12 protein-coding genes are annotated in these 21,364 nt (G+C 37.6%); all 12 read left to right on the top strand.

Features of this window, described 5'->3' with window-relative positions; all coding sequences use genetic code 11:
• The first annotated feature begins 38 nt into the window (after nt 1-38).
• The 12 genes from mraY (at nt 39) to CYTFE_RS26750 (ending at nt 21,280) form a co-directional block, all read left to right on the top strand.
• Nucleotides 39-1,271, top strand: a complete 1,233-nt coding sequence (gene mraY / locus CYTFE_RS0114830) for a phospho-N-acetylmuramoyl-pentapeptide-transferase (protein ID WP_027472412.1) — start codon at nt 39-41, stop codon at nt 1,269-1,271.
• A 6-nt stretch (nt 1,272-1,277) separates the two neighbouring features.
• Complete coding sequence (gene murD, locus CYTFE_RS0114825) at nt 1,278-2,618, top strand: UDP-N-acetylmuramoyl-L-alanine--D-glutamate ligase (protein WP_027472411.1); 1,341 nt, start codon at nt 1,278-1,280, stop codon at nt 2,616-2,618.
• Nucleotides 2,619-2,647: 29 nt separating this feature from the next.
• A complete protein-coding gene (locus CYTFE_RS0114820) occupies nt 2,648-3,826 on the top strand; it encodes an FtsW/RodA/SpoVE family cell cycle protein (RefSeq protein WP_027472410.1) in 1,179 nt (392 codons plus the stop codon).
• Between the two features lie 83 nt (nt 3,827-3,909).
• Entirely contained in the window at nt 3,910-4,995 is a 1,086-nt protein-coding gene (gene murG, locus CYTFE_RS0114815; RefSeq protein WP_235208083.1) for an undecaprenyldiphospho-muramoylpentapeptide beta-N-acetylglucosaminyltransferase, read from the top strand.
• A 3-nt stretch (nt 4,996-4,998) separates the two neighbouring features.
• Nucleotides 4,999-6,372, top strand: a complete 1,374-nt coding sequence (murC, locus tag CYTFE_RS0114810; protein ID WP_027472408.1) for a UDP-N-acetylmuramate--L-alanine ligase — start codon at nt 4,999-5,001, stop codon at nt 6,370-6,372.
• Between the two features lie 249 nt (nt 6,373-6,621).
• Nucleotides 6,622-7,332: a cell division protein FtsQ/DivIB gene (locus CYTFE_RS0114805; protein ID WP_235208084.1), complete on the top strand. Its 711-nt coding sequence runs from the start codon at nt 6,622-6,624 to the stop codon at nt 7,330-7,332.
• Nucleotides 7,333-7,336: 4 nt separating this feature from the next.
• Nucleotides 7,337-8,683 (top strand): cell division protein FtsA, encoded by a 1,347-nt coding sequence (gene ftsA / locus CYTFE_RS0114800; protein ID WP_027472406.1) that lies wholly within the window; start codon nt 7,337-7,339, stop codon nt 8,681-8,683.
• Between the two features lie 110 nt (nt 8,684-8,793).
• Nucleotides 8,794-10,290, top strand: coding sequence for a cell division protein FtsZ (ftsZ, locus tag CYTFE_RS0114795; protein WP_044212376.1), 1,497 nt, complete (start codon nt 8,794-8,796; stop codon nt 10,288-10,290).
• Between the two features lie 34 nt (nt 10,291-10,324).
• Nucleotides 10,325-10,771 (top strand): GatB/YqeY domain-containing protein, encoded by a 447-nt coding sequence (locus CYTFE_RS0114790; protein ID WP_027472404.1) that lies wholly within the window; start codon nt 10,325-10,327, stop codon nt 10,769-10,771.
• A 977-nt stretch (nt 10,772-11,748) separates the two neighbouring features.
• Nucleotides 11,749-14,844 carry a ligand-binding sensor domain-containing protein gene (locus CYTFE_RS0114785; protein WP_027472403.1) on the top strand — a complete coding sequence of 1,032 codons (3,096 nt, stop codon included), beginning with the start codon at nt 11,749-11,751 and terminating at the stop codon, nt 14,842-14,844.
• A 222-nt stretch (nt 14,845-15,066) separates the two neighbouring features.
• The gene (locus CYTFE_RS28860; RefSeq protein ID WP_052343221.1) at nt 15,067-17,994 is read left to right on the top strand and encodes a cellulase family glycosylhydrolase; all 2,928 of its coding nucleotides are present in this window, start codon (nt 15,067-15,069) and stop codon (nt 17,992-17,994) included.
• A 346-nt stretch (nt 17,995-18,340) separates the two neighbouring features.
• A complete protein-coding gene (locus tag CYTFE_RS26750; RefSeq protein ID WP_044262832.1) occupies nt 18,341-21,280 on the top strand; it encodes a glycoside hydrolase family 9 protein in 2,940 nt (979 codons plus the stop codon).
• The last annotated feature ends 84 nt before the right edge of the window (nt 21,281-21,364 follow it).

The raw sequence follows: 21,364 nt of genomic DNA, 5'->3' as shown, positions 1-21,364 counted from the left end.
TATTGTTATCCGCATAATATAGGTTAAAACAGAAAAGTATGTTGTACTATCTTTTTGAATACTTGGAGCAAATGGATATTCCCGGAGCCGGAATGTTTCAGTATATTTCATTTCGTTCGGGTTTGGCTGTGATTGTATCTCTATTGATAGGTACAATTTATGGTAAGCATGTAATTAATGTATTGCAGAAAAAGCAAATTGGTGAGGTGGTTCGTGATTTGAATTTGGAAGGGCAGTATGCAAAAAAAGGTACCCCAACCATGGGAGGTATTATCATTATTGCTTCTATTCTTATTCCAACTCTATTGTTTGCTAAATTATCCAATGTATATATTATACTTATGTTGGTGTCTACAGTGTGGCTGGGAGTGATTGGTTTTCTGGATGATTATATTAAGGTATTTAAAAAAAATAAGGAGGGCCTGGCAGGACGATTCAAAATCATTGGTCAAATTGGATTGGGACTTATTGTGGGGTTAACGCTTTGGTTTAGTGATTCTGTGGTAGTGCGTGAAAAAGTACCCGGCGAAACGATTGTGGTGCTCAATGAATCTGGTGAGCAAGTGGAGCGTCCGGCAACCATTGATGTAAAAAGTACCCAAACAACCGTTCCTTTTATGAAAAATAATAGGTTCGACTATGCCTGGTTTGTGGGTTTTATGGGTGAAGGAGCTGCCAAATGGGGATGGGTAGTGTTTGTTTTGGCTGTTATCTTTGTGATTACAGCAGTGTCGAATGGGGCTAATATGACCGACGGTTTGGATGGGCTGGCAACAGGTACCTCGGCTATCATTGGTACTACCTTGGGTATTTTGGCCTATGTTTCCAGTAATACTGTTTTTGCGGAATATCTTCATATAATGTATATACCTCAGTCGGAAGAATTGGTGATATTTATGAGTGCATTTATTGGAGCGACCATTGGTTTTTTATGGTATAATTCTTTTCCAGCTCAAGTGTTTATGGGTGATACTGGTAGTTTGACCTTGGGAGGTATTATTGCGGTGTTTGCCATTATTATTAAAACAGAGCTGTTAATTCCTATTCTTTGTGGAATTTTCTTAGTGGAGAATATATCAGTTATGGTTCAGGTTTCGTGGTTTAAATACACTAAAAAAAGATATGGAGTGGGACGAAGGGTCTTTAAGATGGCACCCTTACATCATCATTATCAAAAGAAAGGGTATACAGAGTCTAAAATTGTTACTCGGTTTTGGATTGTAGGTATCCTCTTAGCTGTTTTAACCATTGTAACATTAAAAGTAAGATAGGTGTCGATGTGTAAAAGAATTGTCATATTAGGTGCAGGAGAGAGTGGAGTGGGTGCTGCATTGTTGGCACAAAAGAGGGGTTGTGAGGTTTTTGTATCTGATAAAGCGTTTATTAAAGAATCGTTTAAAGATGAGTTGCAAGGGCATGGGATCGCTTTTGAACAGGGACAGCATTCCTTGGATAAAATTTTGTGTGCCGACCAGGTAGTGAAAAGTCCCGGAATACCGGATCGGGTACCTGTGATTATTGCGCTTAAGGAAAAGGGGATACCTGTGATTTCTGAAATAGAATTTGCAGCCCAATATACGGACGCTAAGTTTGTGGCAATTAGTGGGAGTAATGGTAAAACAACCACTACATTGCTTATTTATCATATATTGACCGGGGCCGGATTGGATGTTGGATTGGCTGGTAATATTGGCCAAAGTCTGGCCCGCCAAATAGCCTTGGATGCGCCTAAGGAATGGTATGTGTTGGAGCTGAGTAGTTTTCAGCTGGATGGTATGTACGATTTTAAAGCAGATATAGCTGTGTTGTTAAATATCACACCTGATCATTTAGATAGGTATGACTATGAAATGCAAAATTATATTGATTCAAAATTTAGGATTGTTCAAAATCAAACAAAGGATGATTATTTTATTTATTGTTTAGATGACGAGAATATTTTACGGGAGCTGGAGGTAAGAGATATAAAGGCTCAGCAGTTGCCGTTTTCCAATAAAGTAGAAGTTAGTGATGGAGCCTTTTTTCAAGATAACAAAATAGTATTTAATCTAAAGGAGGATGCTATGAGTGTATTTATTGAACAGCTGGCCATTCAGGGCCAGCACAATCGTTATAATACGATGGCAGCGGGCATTGTGGCTCGTTTGTTTCAAATCAGGAAACCTAGCATTCGTGAGTGTCTCTTGAGTTTTAAGGGAGTGGAACATCGTTTGGAAAAGGTGCTTAAGGTGAGAGGGATGAGTTTTATCAACGACTCTAAAGCTACTAATGTAAATTCATCATGGTATGCTTTGGAAAGCATGGGTACGAAGGTGATATGGATTGCTGGGGGCGTTGATAAGGGGAACGATTATGCAGAAATAAAAGAGTTGGCAAAGGAAAAGGTGAAGGCCTTGGTGTGTCTAGGTACCGATAATAAGAAGCTGTTGGAGAACTTTAAAGGTATTGTACCTACTATTGTGGAGGTCTCAAGTATGGCTGAGGCCGTTAAGTCGGCGTATTATCTGGGCGACAAAGGGGATGCCATCTTGCTCTCGCCCGCTTGTGCGAGCTTTGATCTGTTTGAGAATTACGAAGAGCGTGGTCGTATGTTTAAAGAGTGTGTTAGAAATTTGTAGTGCTATTGGTGCTGATTGAATTTATTTAAATGGGATTAAAGTCGACTTTGCAAAGGTATTTTAAGGGTGACCCTATATTATGGGGCGTGATTGCTGTGTTGGCGGCTGTTTCTTTGTTGGCAGTGTATAGTTCAACGGGTTCGTTGGCGTATAAGTATCAAGGAGGAAATACGTATTATTATATGCTCAAGCATTTTGTCTTTTTGCTGGTTGGTATTACGGTTATTTGGGCTATTCATCAGATGGACTATCGGATGTTTGCCAAGTATGCTACTCTGGCATTGTGGGTGTCCATCGGATTGTTGCTGATTACCTTGGTGACAGGTATGAGTCTAAATCAAGCTTCGCGCTGGTTAACCGTTCCTGGCATTGGTATCTCGTTTCAGCCTTCAGAATTGGCCAAGCTGGCATTGATCATGTATATTGCCCGAACATTGGCGCGAAATCAAGATGATAAACATGGGGCTAAAGAGGCGTTTAAGCCCATTGTGACCTATGTGGGAATTGTTTGTCTACTCATCTTTACGGAGGATTTTTCAACGGCATTCTTGATTGGTTTTATTGCTTTTCTTCTCATGTTTATAGGACGGGTTCCTTTTAAATATTTGTTGGGAACTGTGGGGGCGGTAGCTTTATTGGTGACTGTTTTGTTTTTGGCATCTCCCTATTTGCCTTTCCTTCATAGGGCTGAAACCTGGAAAGCCCGTATTGAAAGATTTATGGATGACGAGGGGCAGGAGTCGGAAGGTAGTTACCAGTCGCGGCAGGCTCAAATGGCAGTGGCGACGGGTGGTTTATTAGGGAAAGGCCCGGGTAATAGTAAGCAACGAAATTTTCTACCTCACCCTTATAGCGATTTCATTTTTGCCATCATTGTTGAGGAGTGGGGTGCCATGGGAGCATTTTTTGTTATCATGTGCTATGTGGTCTTCTTGTTTAGGGCAGGTGTGATTGTACGAGGTAGTACGCGTACCTTTCCTGCGTTTTTAGCGATTGGATTGTCTTATTTGTTGGTGTTTCAAGGCTTCTTTAATATGGGTGTGGCCGTAGGATTATTTCCTGTTACAGGACAGCCTTTGCCCTTGGTGAGTATGGGGGGAACATCTATTATATTTACCTGTGTAGCTATGGGTGCCATCTTGTCTGTGAGTAGAAATAACATGGAAGAGGCGCAGCGCTTAAAGGAGGATGCGCAGGAGACTGTTTAATTATTAAAAGAGATTTATAAAATGATAAGGGATTTGATTGGAACGTTGGGCTTGGCTTATCTTATTGTTTAATTATTAAGTATATGAAGGTTATAATAAGTGGAGGAGGAACCGGAGGACATATTTTTCCGGCAATTTCAATAGCAAATGCTTTAAAGGTCGCAGATCCCTCTGTGCAGTTATTGTTTGTTGGGGCTGAGGGTAAGATGGAGATGGAGAAAGTACCGGCGGCAGGGTATGAAATTGTGGGATTACCTGTGGCTGGTTTTCAGCGGAGGCTCACTTTTAAGAATGTGACCTTCTTTTTTAAGTTGGCCGCCAGTATGCGCAAGGCTAAGAAGGTAGTGCGGCAGTTTAAGCCTGATGTGGTGGTGGGTGTAGGTGGCTATGCCAGTGGGCCGGTGTTGCGCGTGGCAACTGCCAATAATATTCCGACCATTATTCAGGAACAGAACTCTTATCCGGGCGTTACAAATAAAATATTATCCAAGAAGGTGAGTAAGATATGTGTTGCTTATCCGGGAATGGAAAGGTTTTTTCCGGCGTTAAAAATTATATTAACAGGTAATCCTATACGTCAAAACCTACTGAATAGGGTAGGTAGAGAGGAGGCCGCTGCCTATTTTGGACTGGATCCCAATAGAAAGGTGGTTTTTGTTACCGGAGGAAGTCTGGGTGCAGGAACCATTAATGAGGGTATACAGGCTGGTTATGGATTGTTGGAAAAAGAAGGTGTTCAGTTGATATGGCAAACAGGTAAGTATTATTATAAAAAGATAAAGGAAGCAGTTCCTGAAAATAAAAATATTAAAATAATGGCTTTTGTTGATCGTATGGAGGCTGCTTTTTCATTGGCCGATGTGGTGGTTTCTCGGGCTGGAGCTTCGTCCATATCAGAAATTGCCCTCTTGGGAAAAGCTACTGTATTTGTTCCGTCGCCTAATGTGTCAGAGGATCATCAGACCAAGAATGCCATGGCCCTTGTGAAGGAGGATGCGGCTGAGATGGTCAGGGATGGAGATGTGGCGGAAGAGCTTGTTGTTAAAGTGCTGGCCTTATTAAATGATGATGGCAGGCTCGAAATGTTGAAGCAACATGTGAAGAAGTTTGCTATGCCCGATGCAGCAAAAGTTATTGTGGAAGAATTATTTAAGCTGGTTAAGAAATAGATAATGGATTTTAGTAAAGTAAAGAGTGTTTATTTTATTGGAATTGGTGGGATAGGAATGAGTGCCTTGGCACGTTACTTTAAAGCCAATGGTTATGCAGTAGCCGGATATGATCGTGCCCAAACAGTTCTTATTGACGAACTGCAAAAGGAAGGGATTGAAATCTGTTTTGAGGATGAGCTGGCACTTATATCGGATGTGTATAAAAATCCGCTCAGTACATTGGTGGTTTATACTCCGGCAGTTTCTCTGGAGCATGAGCAGCTTTGTTATTTCTCATCGCATTCGTTTACCATAAAAAAACGATCGGAAGTGTTGGGCTTGTTGACTTGCCGGAAAAAGGGTATTTGTGTGGCAGGAACACATGGTAAAACTACCATATCTACCATGGTGGCTCATTTGTTAAAACAATCAGCTGTTGATTGTAGCGCCTTTTTAGGTGGAGTTTCGCAAAATTATAAAACAAATTTATTGCTTTCAGAGAGGTCAGATTATGTGGTGCTGGAGGCTGATGAGTTTGATCGTTCCTTTTTGAAGTTGAAGCCTTATTTGGCATTGGTTTCAAGTGCTGATGCTGATCATTTGGATATTTATGGTGACGATCGTTCTGTTAAGGAATCGTTTGTAGAGTTTGGTGGCTTGATAAAGGCGGGCGGTATTTTACTTACTAAAAAGGAGATTGAACTGGAGTTTAAGGAGAGGGATGAGGTTTGTCATTTAAGATATTCTCTGGAGGATCAGGAAGCCGATTTTTTTGCAGATAATATTCGCCTGGTGGATGGCCTCTATTGTTTTGATTTTTATGCCAGAGGTGCCGTAATGAAGGATATGGTATTGGGTGTTCCAGGGATGGTTAATGTTGAAAATGCGGTGGGTGCATGTGCGGTGGCTTGCTTGACGGGTGTTGGTGAGGATGAGATGCGAAGAGCATTGTGTGGGTTTAAGGGTATTAGACGGAGGTTTGATTATAGGATTAAGCGTGATGACTTGGTGTTGATAGATGATTATGCACATCATCCTGAGGAGATAAAGGCCACGATACGCTCTGTAAGAGCCTTGTATCCCAAGAGGCGGGTGACTGGTGTCTTTCAACCTCATTTGTTTTCCAGAACCAAGGATTTTTACAAGGATTTTGCACGTAGTTTAAATCAGTTGGATGAATTAATCATGCTCGATATTTATCCGGCTCGCGAAGAGCCAATGGAAGGAGTGTCCTCGCATATTATTTTGGATCTGGTGGATTTGCCCGTGAGGAAAATAGTGGACAAAAAGAAACTGATAGACGAGATAAAAGCTGTAAATCCGGAAGTGTTATTGATGATGGGCGCCGGAGATATAGACAAAGAAATAGATAAGGTGGCAAATGCACTGAGGTAATTGTTGTTGCTGGCCTAAACCATTCTCTGCGATAGGCGTTTGGATAGTGAATAGAGGTGGTCTTGCGTAGTACGTTTGTTTAATGGACATGTTTTCCCATATTTTGGAAGCATCTATGGAATAATCGTTGATAAATAAAATTGAATTGTTTATAAAAAAGATCAGATAAATGATAGATAATTTTAATTATTCGAATATATTTAAGAGGGTTGAAGTAGGTAGAAGAAAATGATAGCTAAGGTTAAAAATATGATACTGTGGGGGTTGGTGATTGCTTACTTTCCCGTGCTCTTTGCTTTTGTTGCGAATGGTAAAAGTAAAGTGGTTTGTTCCGACATTCATGTGGTGGTAAACGACAGTATTGATGCCCGATTTGTTACCTCATCACAAATGCGTGATGTATTGTTGAAAAAATATACCAACATCCTTGGAAATAAGGTGGGAACCGTTGGATGTGATCAGATTGAACACTTTATCTTGAAACATGAAGCAGTCAGTAAGTGTGAGGCTTACTATACCATAGGAGGTCGATTGAATGTGGAATTGGAGCAAAGAAAGCCATTGTGCAGGATTTTTTCAGGACTTTCGTCCTATTATATTGATGTAGATGGTGAAAAAATGCCTCTGTTTGATAGTTATGCTGCGCATGTGTTGGTAATAAGTGGTCATGTAAATAAGTTAGATAGTTTGGATGAGGTGGTGGAATTTGCACGTTATATTAAGGCCAGTCCGTTTTGGAATGCTCAGATAGAACAGGTATATGTTGAGCAAAATGGGGAGTTCTCTTTGGCTCCTCGTGTTGGTGATCAGATTATTTATTTGGGATCGTTGGATAATTATCCGGTAAAGATGAGGAATCTTTATGCTCTGTATAGTAAAGGGTTGCATCCCAGAGAATGGAATAATTACAAAGAGATTAATTTAAAGTTTGAAGGTCAAATAATTTGTACAAAAAAATAATAGAATGAGTGATACATCCAATTTAATTGCTGCTATCGACATCGGTACCACAAAAATTGTAGCTGTTGTTGGACGGAAAACTGAAGACGGTAGGATGCACATTGTAGGTATAGAGAAAGTACCATCAACAGGTGTAAAAAGAGGGGTTGTGCTTAATATTGAGGAAACAGTAAATGCGATTAAAGATTTGGTATTTAATGTGGAAGCGAAATATGATGTTAAGCTGTACGAGGTATATGTTGGTATTGCAGGCCAGCATATTAAAAGTCTACAAAATAGAGGTTACCGTTATATAGAAACCAGTCATGAAATAACACAATATGATGTAGATCAGTTGTATAAGGATAATTTTAAGATTCCTTTGGAGGCTGGCGAAAATATTTTGCATGTTTTTGCCCAGGATTATGTGGTGGATAATGAGTCGGGGGTGAAAAATCCCATTGGTATGTCTGGTCGTCGTTTAGAGGGTAATTATCATATTGTTTTAGGAAGGGTCGCTTCGGTCAATAATATTGAGAAATGCATCAATCGCGTTGGGTTGAAGTTAAATGATTTGATACTGGAGCCGATGGCTTCGGCACGTTCGGTGCTTACTGCTGAAGAAAAAGAAGCAGGGGTGGTGCTGGTAGATATAGGTGGAGGAACCACTGATGTGGCCGTGTTTTATGACGGCGTGATCCAGCATACAGCTGTTATTCCCTTTGGAGGTAATGTGGTGACCTCCGATGTGAAAGAAGGTTGTGCTGTGTTGCAAAAACAAGCAGAGTCATTGAAGACTCAGTTTGGATCTGCTTTGGGAGATTTGGAACGTGAAGATATGGTGGTTACCATACCTGGTATTGAAGGATGGGAACCTAAAGAGATATCTTTTAAGTCACTGGCCTATATTATTCAGGCTCGGATGGAAGAGATTGTAGACTACGTGATGTATCAGATAGAGTGTTCTAAGCTTTATGATAAGCTGGGTGCTGGTATTGTGATTACCGGAGGGGGTGCTTTATTGAAAAATTTGCCTCAATTGGTTAAGTTCCGTACAGGACTGGAGGTACGTATAGGTATCCCCAATAAGTATCTGGTGGATAGTCAAATTGATGAAGTAAGCAAGCCCATCTATTCAACCAGTATTGGACTGTTGTTGAGTGCTATGGATAATCCAATAAAAAAAGTGGTCGAACAGAAGTTGTTTGATGATGATTTACAGGAGGATGAGGCGATGACAAAAAAAGCGGCTTCGCAGCCTCGAAAAGAGAAAAAACGTAGAGAAAAGCCTGAATATACAACAGGTGACCTGTTTGGTAGTTTTAAGAAAACCATTGCAGGTATATTTGATGAGAAGGATGTGGAAATGTAAATAGGGTGCTGCTGTTGGCATGTGGCTAATGGCGCAGACCTGTGCATATTATTTATCTTGTAATTATGTCTCCCTGCCTTTTTGCGGCGGGATATTTAAAAAGCAACAACATGAGTGAGGAGTTAATGAATTTCGATATACCTCAAAACCGTGATTGTATTATTAAAGTTATTGGAGTTGGAGGTGGTGGCAGCAATGCGGTAAATCACATGTTCAATCAGGGTATTAAAGATGTGAACTTTATGGTGTGTAACACTGATGAGCAAGCATTGGAAAATAGTCCTGTGCCTATTAAAATACAGCTTGGGGAGTCGCTTACAGAGGGGCGTGGAGCTGGTAATAAGCCAGAGAAAGGAAAGCAGGCTGCCATAGAGAATATTGGAGAGGTTGAAAAAGTATTGCAGGATAATACTAAAATGGTATTTATCACCGCAGGTATGGGGGGAGGAACAGGAACAGGTGCTGCTCCCATAATAGCTAAAGCGGCTAGAGATATGGGTATACTTACCGTTGGTATTGTTACCATACCATTTAAATTTGAAGGCAAATTGCGGATCAATCAGGCTTTGGATGGTATTGCTGAGATGGAGAAGAATGTGGATTCGTTGTTGGTTATCAATAATGAGAAGCTGCGCGAGATGTATGGTGACCTGAAATTATCCAATGCTTTCTCCAAAGCCGATGATGTACTATCTACTGCTGCTAGAGGGATAGCAGAAATTATTACTGTACACGGTTATATAAACGTCGACTTTGCTGATGTGGAAACAGTGATGAAGGATAGTGGAGTGGCTATCATGGGGAGTTCGTCGGCTGCAGGCGAAAACAGAGCCTTGTTGGCTATTCAGCAAGCCTTGGAATCACCACTGCTTAATAGCAATGATATTCGTGGAGCACAGAATATATTATTGAATATTACATCGGGCGTGGAAGAGATAACCATGGATGAAGTGGGTGAGGTGACTGATTTTGTGCAAGAGACGGTTGGTATGAGTGCTTCTATTATTTGGGGAACCGGATCTGATAAAAATCTGGAAGATAATGTAAGTGTCACCATTATTGCTACGGGCTTTAATACCAAAAATATTGCTGAGTTTTCGCAAAGAAATGAACCGAAAGTTCAACGTTTTGCTTTGGATGACGAGGAGGCAAAGATTGGTAAGGATGAGGAGGTGTTGGAGTTTGTGGACGATGAGCCTCAGGACCTGAATCAGGATGAACCGGAGGAGGGCGCTTCTAGGGTTATTGACTTTGACGCCATTGAAAAAGCAAAGGATGATCGTATTCATCTTTTTTATAAAGATACCGTACAAAAGAAAGTGGTAGAGGAAAGTGAAATGGATATGCCACTGGGCTACAGCCAGGGTCGAATATCTACTGGGGTGGGAGAAAGATTTTCTATTTCGCCGGAGGATATGGAAGATGACAGGTATATTGAACGTATTGAAAATGTTCCTGCCTACAAACGTAAAAAATCAAAACAGCTAGATGCCTCGGTGGAAGATGATTCTCGATATAAAGTATCTCGTTTTACAATTTCAGAGGGTAAGGATGGTAAGACCAAGATTGTACGAGATAATCCATATTTGCATGACAATGTGGATTAATCAAGGATACCGTAAATATTAAAATATATAAACAATGACATTACTTGAGCAAATAACGCAAGGTATTAAAACCGCTATGAAAGCCAAAGATAAGATTACATTAGAGGCTTTGCGCGGAATTAAAAAAGAATTGATCGAAGCTAATACTGCTTCAAGCGAAGATGTGACCGATGAGGCCGGATTGAAGATAATGCAAAAAATGGTGAAGCAACGTAAAGATGCTGCGGCTATCTATGTGGAACAAGGACGTGAAGACCTGGCTGAAAAAGAATTGGCAGAGGCTGAAGTAATTGCTCAATTTTTGCCTGAACAGATTACTGGAGCTGAACTGGAAAAACTGGTGAAGGCTATCGTAGAAAAGTCAGGTGCTACTTCCATGAAGGAGATGGGTAAAGTAATGGGTATGGCTTCCAAAGAACTGGGAGGTAAGGCCGACGGTAAAGAAATAGCCGACATGGTTAAAAAGGTGCTTCAAGCATAGTTTGACGCTATAATAATTTCGAATATAAACGCAGATCTCAGTTGAGGTTTGCGTTTTTTATTAAATAGTCTTTGTAAGAAAACTCCAAATACTGCGTTATTCTCATTTTTGAAACAGTCATTTACAATCAGTAAACTCCTTGGTTTCAAAAATATCGAAAGCCTTGTCTTTGAAGCTTTCTTATCAAAGACTGAAAAAACAGTCCTTTTCTTGCAGCCACTAAATACAAAATTTCTTTATTCCTCTTCATAAATTAAATACTAATTTAATTTATTCGTGCATATACGGCGGATCTCTACATCATGGAGAATCGAAGCTCCACGGAGCCACTTGTGAATTATCATTTGCAGGTAAAGAAGAAGTTATTCCATTGTGCATGGAAGCTAAAGTAATATAGCGGTGTTTCTGAAGTCTTTTTATCGAGATGGTAGTCTCTAATATTGGACTTTGCCAACAATCTGTTTAATTTTATTTTGTTGGCGATTTACACTGTGTTACAATTGGGCAATAGCCCAATCTCCCATTATTCATAATATACGTATATGCTTTAAGGCATTCATGATTTCGTTCCTCAATTCTGTTTCGACTCCAAGCATAGGCCATACTCTCAGTGGATTTTAATTTCAGCTGACACCCATCTTTTTTGAACTTGGTTCGGAAACTGTTTCAAAAAAAACAACCCAGTTGCTGGAGTTTTCTTGCAAAGACTATTTAAAATTCACCAATGTCATCGGTAATTATCATTAACTACTTACTCATCGCAAAGTTTGCGTCAAATTTATATTATCTCAGTTATATGTTAAAACCTAATAGCAATATCAACTTAATATGATAGATATAATTTTATCATAGCTATGGGCAATCTTATATTTAGTATGAACTCATAATATATTGAAGATTTATCGGTTGCTTGAGATTGGTATAAATCTTTTGAATAAAAATTATACTAAAAAAAATACAATATTTTAACAAAATAAATGTTAGATTTATGTAACTTATTTCATGCATTAGAATATAGTAGAAACGCAACAATTCATTATATTATTACATACACTTTTGTTATGATAATTAGTAAACTACTCACATTAGCTCTACTTTTTTTTGTATTAAGTGACATACATACGCAAATCAGGCCCATTTCATTTAATCATTTAAGTCTTCATGACGGTCTGCCTCACAACACTATTAATGATATAACTCAAGATAAACTAGGTAACATATGGATTGCTACTGATGATGGAGTTTCTTATTATAACAATAATCAGTTTAAAACATTTAAGTACAATAAACTCGATTCTAATTCAATCAGAAACAATCAGGTATTAAAATTACACATTGATAATAAAGGCAAATTATGGTTAGGAGGTAAAGTGTCGCTTGAGTTATATGATGAAATGACCGAAACCTTTCAGCATTTTTATCTACCTAACTTACCAATGCAAGAAAGAGTACATGTAATCGAAATTTACCAGCAAAATGATAGTACTTTGTTGATTGGTACTGATGGTGGAGGCTTACGTTGTTTCAATACCAATACGTATACTCAAAAAGAAGTGCTCCCTCTTGATTGTTGTGATAAAATTGGTCTCAGAGTTTCTGCTATACATATTGATGAAAAAGAAAGGATTTGGTTAGGAACTTTAGATAAAGGTTTATTTGTTTTTGACCCGAACAATAACAATATTAAAATCAAATCATTCTGCGCTAATTCTGAAATAAGAAACATTATAGCTTTTAAAAAAGATTACATATTAGTGGCAACTTATAATCAAGGATTGCTAAAAGTATGTACCCGCGACTTAACTCTAGAACCCTTTTTTAGTTCTAATGCTAATCAAGCTAGTCCCCAAAGGATATTTGACTTAGTAAGTAGTGAAAAATATTTATACATAGGGACAGATGGTGATGGTTTAATTAAATATAACTATGCAACAAAAGAAAATGAAGCATATAAAAACTATGGCACTAACACCAAATCAGTTAGTAATAATGTTATCCGTTGTATATTCAGAGATAGGGAACAAAATCTATGGTTAGGTCATTTTAACGGAGGTATTAGTTTAGCTCGAAATAAAAAATGCTTCACCAATCTAAACAACACCCCTCTAAGCAACAACTCCCTAAGTCATTCTGTTGTTACATCTTTACTAGAGGACAATGACCACAATATATGGATTGGAACGGATGGAGGAGGCCTTAACTTTATCAAAAATGGCGTTTTATACAATGCTAATAATGCAAATTCCAATAATATTATTAGCGATAAATTTCCTAAAAATATACTTGCTCTTTATCAGGACAAAAACTCTAATATCTGGCTTGGTTCATACCTACAGGGCATTTACATATATAACCCTAATGACCAGAGTATAAAAAGCTTTAATACATTATATCCTAAATTAAAACTTAGCAATAACGATATTCGATGCTTTATGCAAGATAGGTTAGACAAGTTATGGATTGGAACTAATGGAGGAGGTGTGAACATTGTTAACCTAAAAGATAAGACATTACAAATACTTAAAAAAGACACCAGCAACCTGAATAATTCATTAAGCCTAGATTGGGTTAGAACAATTTTTGAAGATGAATTAGGTTACATATGGATTGGAACAACATATGGATTAAACACATACGACCCCATAAACAAAACATTCCGCCACTATTTATATAATGAAAATGATTCTGGTTCAATATCAGGAGATATTATTTATTCCATCAATCAGGATGATGACAAACAAATTTGGATTGGTACAGAGGCCGGACTGAACAAGTACAACAGAAAAACAGATAATTTTACACACTACTCTGTAGAGGATGGTTTACCAAGCAACACTATTAACGCAATAATAAATACGCACAATAGGTATTTATGGTTAAGTACAAATAACGGTCTATCAAAATTTGGATTAAAGGATACCTCTTTTGTAAACTACAATATTACTGATGGGCTACTTTCTAACTCTTTTGTTAATGGAAGTTTTACTAGTTCGCATGATGGTAAACTATATTTTGGTTCAATTGCTGGTTTAAGCTACTTTAAACCCAAAGACATAAAGGCAGATACCATACAAATACCAACTATATTAACCGATTTCAAAATTCAGAATAGATCAATCGGTATAAAAGATACGATTAATAACAGAGTTTTATTAAACAAATCTATAACCTATACCGATACTGTAGAACTATTAAAAAAAGAAAACCTGATTACTATTAATTACAGTTCTCTTTCTTATGCTTATAATGATAAAGTTGAATATGAATATAGGCTTCTTGGGTTTTCGGATATATGGAATAATAATAAAAAAAAGAATTCCGTAACATATACAAACTTAAAAGCTGGAACTTATACTTTCCAAATTAGAGTTGTGGACAATTCCATAGAACATCCTATCCGTAATCTAACAATTATTGTCCTTCCACCTTTTTACGAAACAATTTGGTTTAAGCTAATTGCCTTAATATCTCTGATAGCGTTATTGAACTACCTGTATTTACTAAGGCTTAAAATATTAAAAAAAGAAAGGGATATACTACAATATAAATACACTATAAAAAAACAAGAGGCAGAGAAACAACAAATTTCTTTAAATGATAAAATAAATGATGCTCAAAAACAATACGAGAAAAACGAAATGGACTACAAAAGTGCACAGTTAATATCAACTACGGTGCTCTTAACACATAAAAATGAGCGGATGACTCAGGTAAAAAATAAGATAAGTACATTTTGTAAAGAGGCTGATGATCCTGCCTTAAAAGAAAATTTGAAAGAATTAATCAAAACAATAGATTCGGAATTCAAAGTAGAAGAAGATTGGGGCAGATTTGAAGAACATTTTAATAATGTACATAAAGACTTTATTAAACGTCTCAAAGAAAAATACCCTGAACTTTCCCACTCATATTTGAGACTTTGTGCTTATTTAAAACTTGATTTGTCAACGAAAGAAATTGCTTCTCTGATGAATATATCTCATCGGGGAGTTGAAAAGTCCAGATCACGTTTACGTAAAAAATTAAATTTAGCCTCTGAAATAAAATTAAACAGTTTTATAGCCAGTATTTAAATATACCCCTTTTTTATTATGGTAAAATATCAGGCCATACCTTTTGTCGCAGTTTTGTCTCACTAAAAAAAACGATTGTCGTAGTATTGTCGTAGTATTACATAACTTTCTTACAATACTTTAGGTTTATATTTGTCTTTAGATATTGCATGAAATAGACTTAGGTTTTTATGCAAAAAAGTTACAACAACATCGCATAGTAACTTTATTAAACCAATTATTATGAAACACAACTACAACTTAAAAATCATTAAATCAAGCTTCAGTATTATTATTGTTGTTCTACTTTCCTTAGGTTATTCTAATGCACAAACGCCTGTTGTGGCCAACGGAAAACTGAGTGTTTCCGGAGTAAATATGGTTAATGCAAATGGTACGCCTGTTCAACTCCGAGGCATGAGTTCACATGGGCCACAATGGTTCGGGAAATGCTATAACTTTAATAGTATTAACACTCTAACTACCGACTGGGGTATTGATATTTTTAGGTTAGCAATGTATGTTGAAGAAAACGGCTATACCACCAATCCAGACTATTGGAAACAATGGATAGATTATATGGTAGATATTTGTGAGCAACATGGAATATATTGTTTAATTGATTGGCATATATTAACACCTGGAGATCCCAATACTAATCTTGCTATAGCAAAAGATTTTTGGGACTATATGAGTAAAAAGCACAGTGGTAAAGAACATGTTATTTACGAAATTTGCAACGAACCCAATGGCATAGAATGGTCCAGAGTTAAGGAATATGCCAACGAAATCATACCTATTATTAGAGCAAATGATCCTAATACAATAATAATTGTAGGCACCCCTAATTGGTGTCAGGATGTTGATATAGCAGCAGAATCACCCATACAGGGCGACAATATTATGTATTCATTACATTTTTACGCTGGCACTCACCTATCGTGGTTAAGAGACAAAGCAATGAATGCTATCAATGCAGGCCTACCTATTTTTGTTACCGAGTTTGGCACTAGCCAAGCAAGTGGAGATGGAGGCCCCTACATAGAGGAATGCGATAAGTGGATGAGTTTCATGGAAGAAAACAAAATAAGCTGGTGCAACTGGAGTTTTTCTGACAAAGATGAAATATCTGCAGCATTAACTACCGGAGCTTGCAATTCTAATTGGAACAACACAAGTACTTCTGGAACATATATAAAACAAAAACTTCTTAGTCCCGCTGACGCATGGGCTAATACCGGAGGTAACATAGCTCCGGTAATTAACATTGAATCACCTAAAACAAATAGCTACTACGAAATTGGCGACAGCATTTTAATAACTACTACGGCGATTGATAGAGATGGGACAATTGATCATGTAACTTTTTATGCAAACAACTCAAGTATTGGAGTTAGTTCGCAGGCACCTTATACGTTAACATGGGTTCCCAATACAGCCGCACAATATAATATTAACGCTGTTATTACTGACAACGAATCTGCCCAAAATACATCTACAAACGTGGTAATCAATGTTGTAACCGAAATTATTCAGGATCCATACCCTAATGTTTTGTCACCTGCAAGTATACCCGGTACAGTATTAGCTGTTAATTTTGATACTGGAGGTGAAGGCATAGCTTACCATGATGCTGATATGGTAAATAAGGGTGTTGGAGGTATTCGCACTGAAGAAGGAGTTGATACTGAAGGAGGAGATGGAGTTGGTAACATAGGATATGTAGAAACCGAAGAATGGTTAGAATATACTGTTAACGTTATACAATCAGGAACCTACGATCTCGAAATGCGTTATGCATCAGAACCAGGCGGAGGCAAATTTCACTTAGAATTTGATGAAGTTGACAAAACTGGCCTTCTGAATGTAGGATCTTCTGGAAGCTGGGGGACTTACGCCAATATTGTATTTAAAAACATTCGTTTAAATGCCGGAATACAAGTAATGAGGATATATATAGATGCAGGCGACTTTAACTTTAGTAAATTAACATTCTCACAGGTTAGTGTGGAAGAAGTACCTGTTACAAATCTAACTTTAAGTGATTCCTTGATCAACATTGAAACTCAGCAAACCAGAACCATAACAGCAACCATTTCTCCTCAAGAAGCTACTGATAAAACTATTCGTTGGGTATCAAGTAACGAGTCTGTAGCCTCTATAGATCTTAACGGTACAGTAACTGCCTTAAGCCAAGGAGAGACTGTTATTACAGCCTACTCTTCTGCTACAAACATAAAAGACTCATGCCTTGTAATTGTTAATGCCAATAACGTTATCACGTATCTACTAAATATTAACACAAACGGAATGGGAGTAGTAAACTCCAGTCCGGCAAGTAACTCTTACCCACAAGGTACTATCGTAAAACTTATAGCAATTCCAGATACTAACTATCATTTCAATCGTTGGTCTGGCGATAGCAATTCCCTATCAGATACCATTAACATTATTATGGATACAGATAAATATGTGACCGCAATATTTACCCAAGATACCACTTTCAACGCATGTGCATTTAATACTCCGTTAGCTACACCTCTTGCATCAATTAATAAATCTTACAATAACATATATGTATTGGGTACAGGTCCAAATTTAGATAATATTACTAATTTTACGATCAATTGGGACTTAAATAACAATGGGTTATGGCAATTCTCAATAAGCACAAATAATGGAGAACCTGGTTGGTACAACAACTTAATTCCGTTGAGCATACAAAATTTCTCATCAGCAAATCCATCAATATCTCTATCAAACACCAATATAACTGGCCTTGACGGTGAATACTGGGTGACTACCGATGGAGATAACTTTGTAATGGCTCAAAAAACAGGAGTATTTACTATTTATTTTAGTAACAGTGACACTGCACCTTGTTTAAAATCAGCTTCGATAAGCAACACACCAATTAAATCAGCTTCATCACAGCTTGTTATATTCCCTAATCCAGCCAGTGATTATATAACTGTAGGAAGTGTTGAAAAAGGTAGCACAATAAGTGTCATAAATATGCGAGGACAAGTTGTTTTTAATAGAAGGGTTACTAAAAATGGGCAAGAAAGCTTTTCTATCAAACACTTAAATTCAGGTGGATACATTATTGTACTTAAAAAACCAAATGGAATGTCTGAAGCAAAGAAACTCTATATCAAATCTAATCAATAATTGCAACTATTGACAACAACTCGGTATTGATCACACTTTCAGTATTTTATTTGTGTTTTGTTTAGCATAGCCCTTCGGGGCTATGTATAAAACATCACAAACAAAAAAAACGAAAGTCTATCCAATACTAATTCAAAAGCCATCATAATTCATCCAGAAATAGAATTAATAAAGTAATGGTTATTCGTTAATAATCTAATCATAATTCACAGCACTTCAAGATAGCATTTGGTATATAAGTATTTATATCTGAGACCGTTCTTGCGTCTAATAATTTACTCAACTCTTTTTTTAACTACAACTTTAATTGCTAAAACAACGCTTAAGGTTTTTAATTCATTTAAAAATGAAACAATCATTTATTTTAATTGCATTTTTAATTTGTTGCACCTTTTCTAATTCTTTAGTAGCGCAACATAATTACGGAGAAGTTCTCCAGAAATCAATGTTTTTTTATGAGGCCCAACAAGCCGGTGAACTAAGTCCAAATAACCGCGTAACCTGGCGAGCGAATGCAGCTATAGAAGATGGTAGCGATGTTAATTTAGACTTAACTGGTGGATGGTTCGATGCAGGAGACCACGTAAAGTTCAACTTTCCTATGGCATATTCAGTTACAACATTATGTTGGGGATATCTTGAAAACAAAGACGTATATGCATCAACGAATCAAAAAGAGATATTCCTTGAGAATATTAAACACGTAACTGATTATTTGATCAAATGCCATACAGCACCTAATGAATTGTACGGTCAAATAGGTGATGGAGGCGAAGACCATAGCTATTGGGTGCCTGCCGAGGTAATTGATATCAGATCAACTCGTTTATCGTATAAAATTGATGCTGCAAATCCTGGATCTGATTTAGCTGGAGAAACGGCTGCTGCTTTGGCTGCAGCAAGTCTTGCTTTTCAAGATACTGATGCAAGTTACGCTGCTACTCTTTTAGATCATGCTAAAGAGCTTTATAGTTTTGCGGATAACTACAGAGGTAAATATACTGATGTAATTCCGGCAGGAAGCTTTTATAACTCCTGGAGTGGATATCAAGATGAGCTTTGTTGGGGGGCAATTTGGTTATATAAAGCAACAGAAGATGAAAGTTACTTATCTAAAGCTAAAACAGAGTATGCTTTACTCGGTAACCAGGGGACTACTTCAGATAAAGATTATAGCTGGACACTAGCTTGGGATAACAAGCAGTACGGATGTTATGTATTAATGGCTGCTCTAACTGGGGAAAGTGAGTACAACCAAGATGCAGAACGTCACTTAGACCAATGGTTTACAGATAGACCTAACGGAATAGGACCTAGCTTTACAGGTAGTGGTTTTCCTATCCTTGACGCATGGGGATCATTTAGATATGCTGCCAACACAGCTTTCTTACTTTTAGAACAAAGTGATAACATGACTGATGCTTCTAAACAAGCAAAGTACAGAGATAGAGCTAAAGAGCTCATTGATTATATGTTAGGTGATAATCCGCAAGATGTAAGTTATGTTATTGGTTATGGACCAAAATACCCAATGTATCCTCACCACAGAACAGCACATGCTTCGTGGTGTAGAGATGAAAGTGTACCTGTAGAAACGAGACACACTTTATATGGTGCTTTAGTTGGTGGTCATAAATCTGCCGATGATATGGATTGGACTGATGATAGAAGTGATTATGTATGGAACGAAGTTGCTACTGATTACAACTCTTTATTTACTGGTGTAGTTGCAAGATTGTGTGCTGACCATGGAGGATCTATACTTGCTGATTTCCCACAAGCTGAAACTCCCAATGGCGAATTCTTAGTTGAGGCAAAACTGAACGCTTCAGGTGATACCTTTTCAGAATATGCAATCTGGGTTCATAACAGAACAGCTTGGCCTGCCCGAATCCCTGGTAGTTTTAAATATCGTTTGTTCTTTGATATCTCAGAAGGTATTGACGCCGGTTATTCAGCATCTGACTATATTGTTTCTGCAAATGGTAGTAATGCTACATACTCAGAATTATTACCAGCTGATGCTGCTAATAGCATTTACTATGTAGAGGTTACTTATAATAGCGATCAAGTTATTTACCCTGGAGGTCAAAGTGAATCAAAACGCGAAACGCAAATCAGAGTTCGTTTACCTTATGAGGCTCCTGCTTCAGCATGGAATCCTTCTAATGACTGGTCATACGAAGGTGTTGGTTCAAGCCTTACTGGTGTTCCTAATATTCCTCTTTATGCTGATGGAGAATTGGTATATGGTAACGAGCCTGGTCCAGTTGAAGATGTTGACGTAACTGGTGTAACAATTAGCCCTAGTGCTTTAACAATTAACAAAGGTCAAACAGGAACTTTAACAGCTAGCGTATTGCCTACTAACGCAACAAATAAGAGCCTTACGTGGTCAACAAGCAACGAAGGTATTGCTACAGTAACTACTTCGGGTGTGGTAACAGCTATAGCTGAAGGTTCTGCAACAATTACTGCTACAAGTGTTGATGGTAATTTCGAAGCTGTATGTACTGTTACTGTAACAGATATAGTACTACCTACCTACACATTATCTACTGACACTCTAGGTAAAGGTTCAATTTCTATTTCTCCAACTGCCGATGTTTATGACGAAGGAACAGTTGTTACTTTAACTGCTCAGGCTGAAGCTGGATATACTTTCTCTGCATGGACTGGAGATATTACTGGTTCAGATAAAACAGTAACATTAACAATGAATAGTAACAAGTCTGTAGTAGCGAACTTTGTTCCTAATACATCTAGCGAAGGTTACACAACTATTTCAATAACATACAAGCACGATGGAGAAGGTGAATTTTATTGGGAAACTACTGATGAAATAGACTATGTAAACTCATGGAACTTAGCAACACTTGAAATAAATGGTGTTGATTTCACTAACACGTGGTCCAACTCTATGCCTGCGAAAATTGACGGAAAATATCAGATATATTATAAAGGTTCTTACGCGTGGTCACATGCAGAATTTATAAATGGTGATACAAAATCTGCTTCTGGAGCAACTAGTACTAACAAAACAGCCATTGTATCAGACATTAGTTTCTATCCGAACCCTGCTACTGATGTTGTCACTATTGACAACGTTGAGGATATGAAGTCAATTTCCATCTATTCTGTTACAGGAGCAAAAGTTGCAGAAGAGTTAACAAATAAAGCTAGCTCACTAACTATAAACGTATCTGATTTCAAATCAGGAATGTATATAATTAAAGCTCTTACTGTTGATGATACAACTATATCAAAAGTATTAATAATCCAATAATAACATTTTTTATTTGCTCGCGCTGGTGTTGCCATTTCTGACAACATCGGCTTTAATTAACACTATTAATTTATTTTAAGAACA

Origin of the sequence: Saccharicrinis fermentans DSM 9555 = JCM 21142 (assembly GCF_000517085.1) — a bacterium.
In the GTDB taxonomy this organism is placed as follows: Bacteria; Bacteroidota; Bacteroidia; order Bacteroidales; family Marinilabiliaceae; genus Saccharicrinis; species Saccharicrinis fermentans.
The sequence above is the reverse complement of the archived record's forward strand: the minus strand, read 5'-3'. Positions and strand labels throughout refer to the sequence as shown.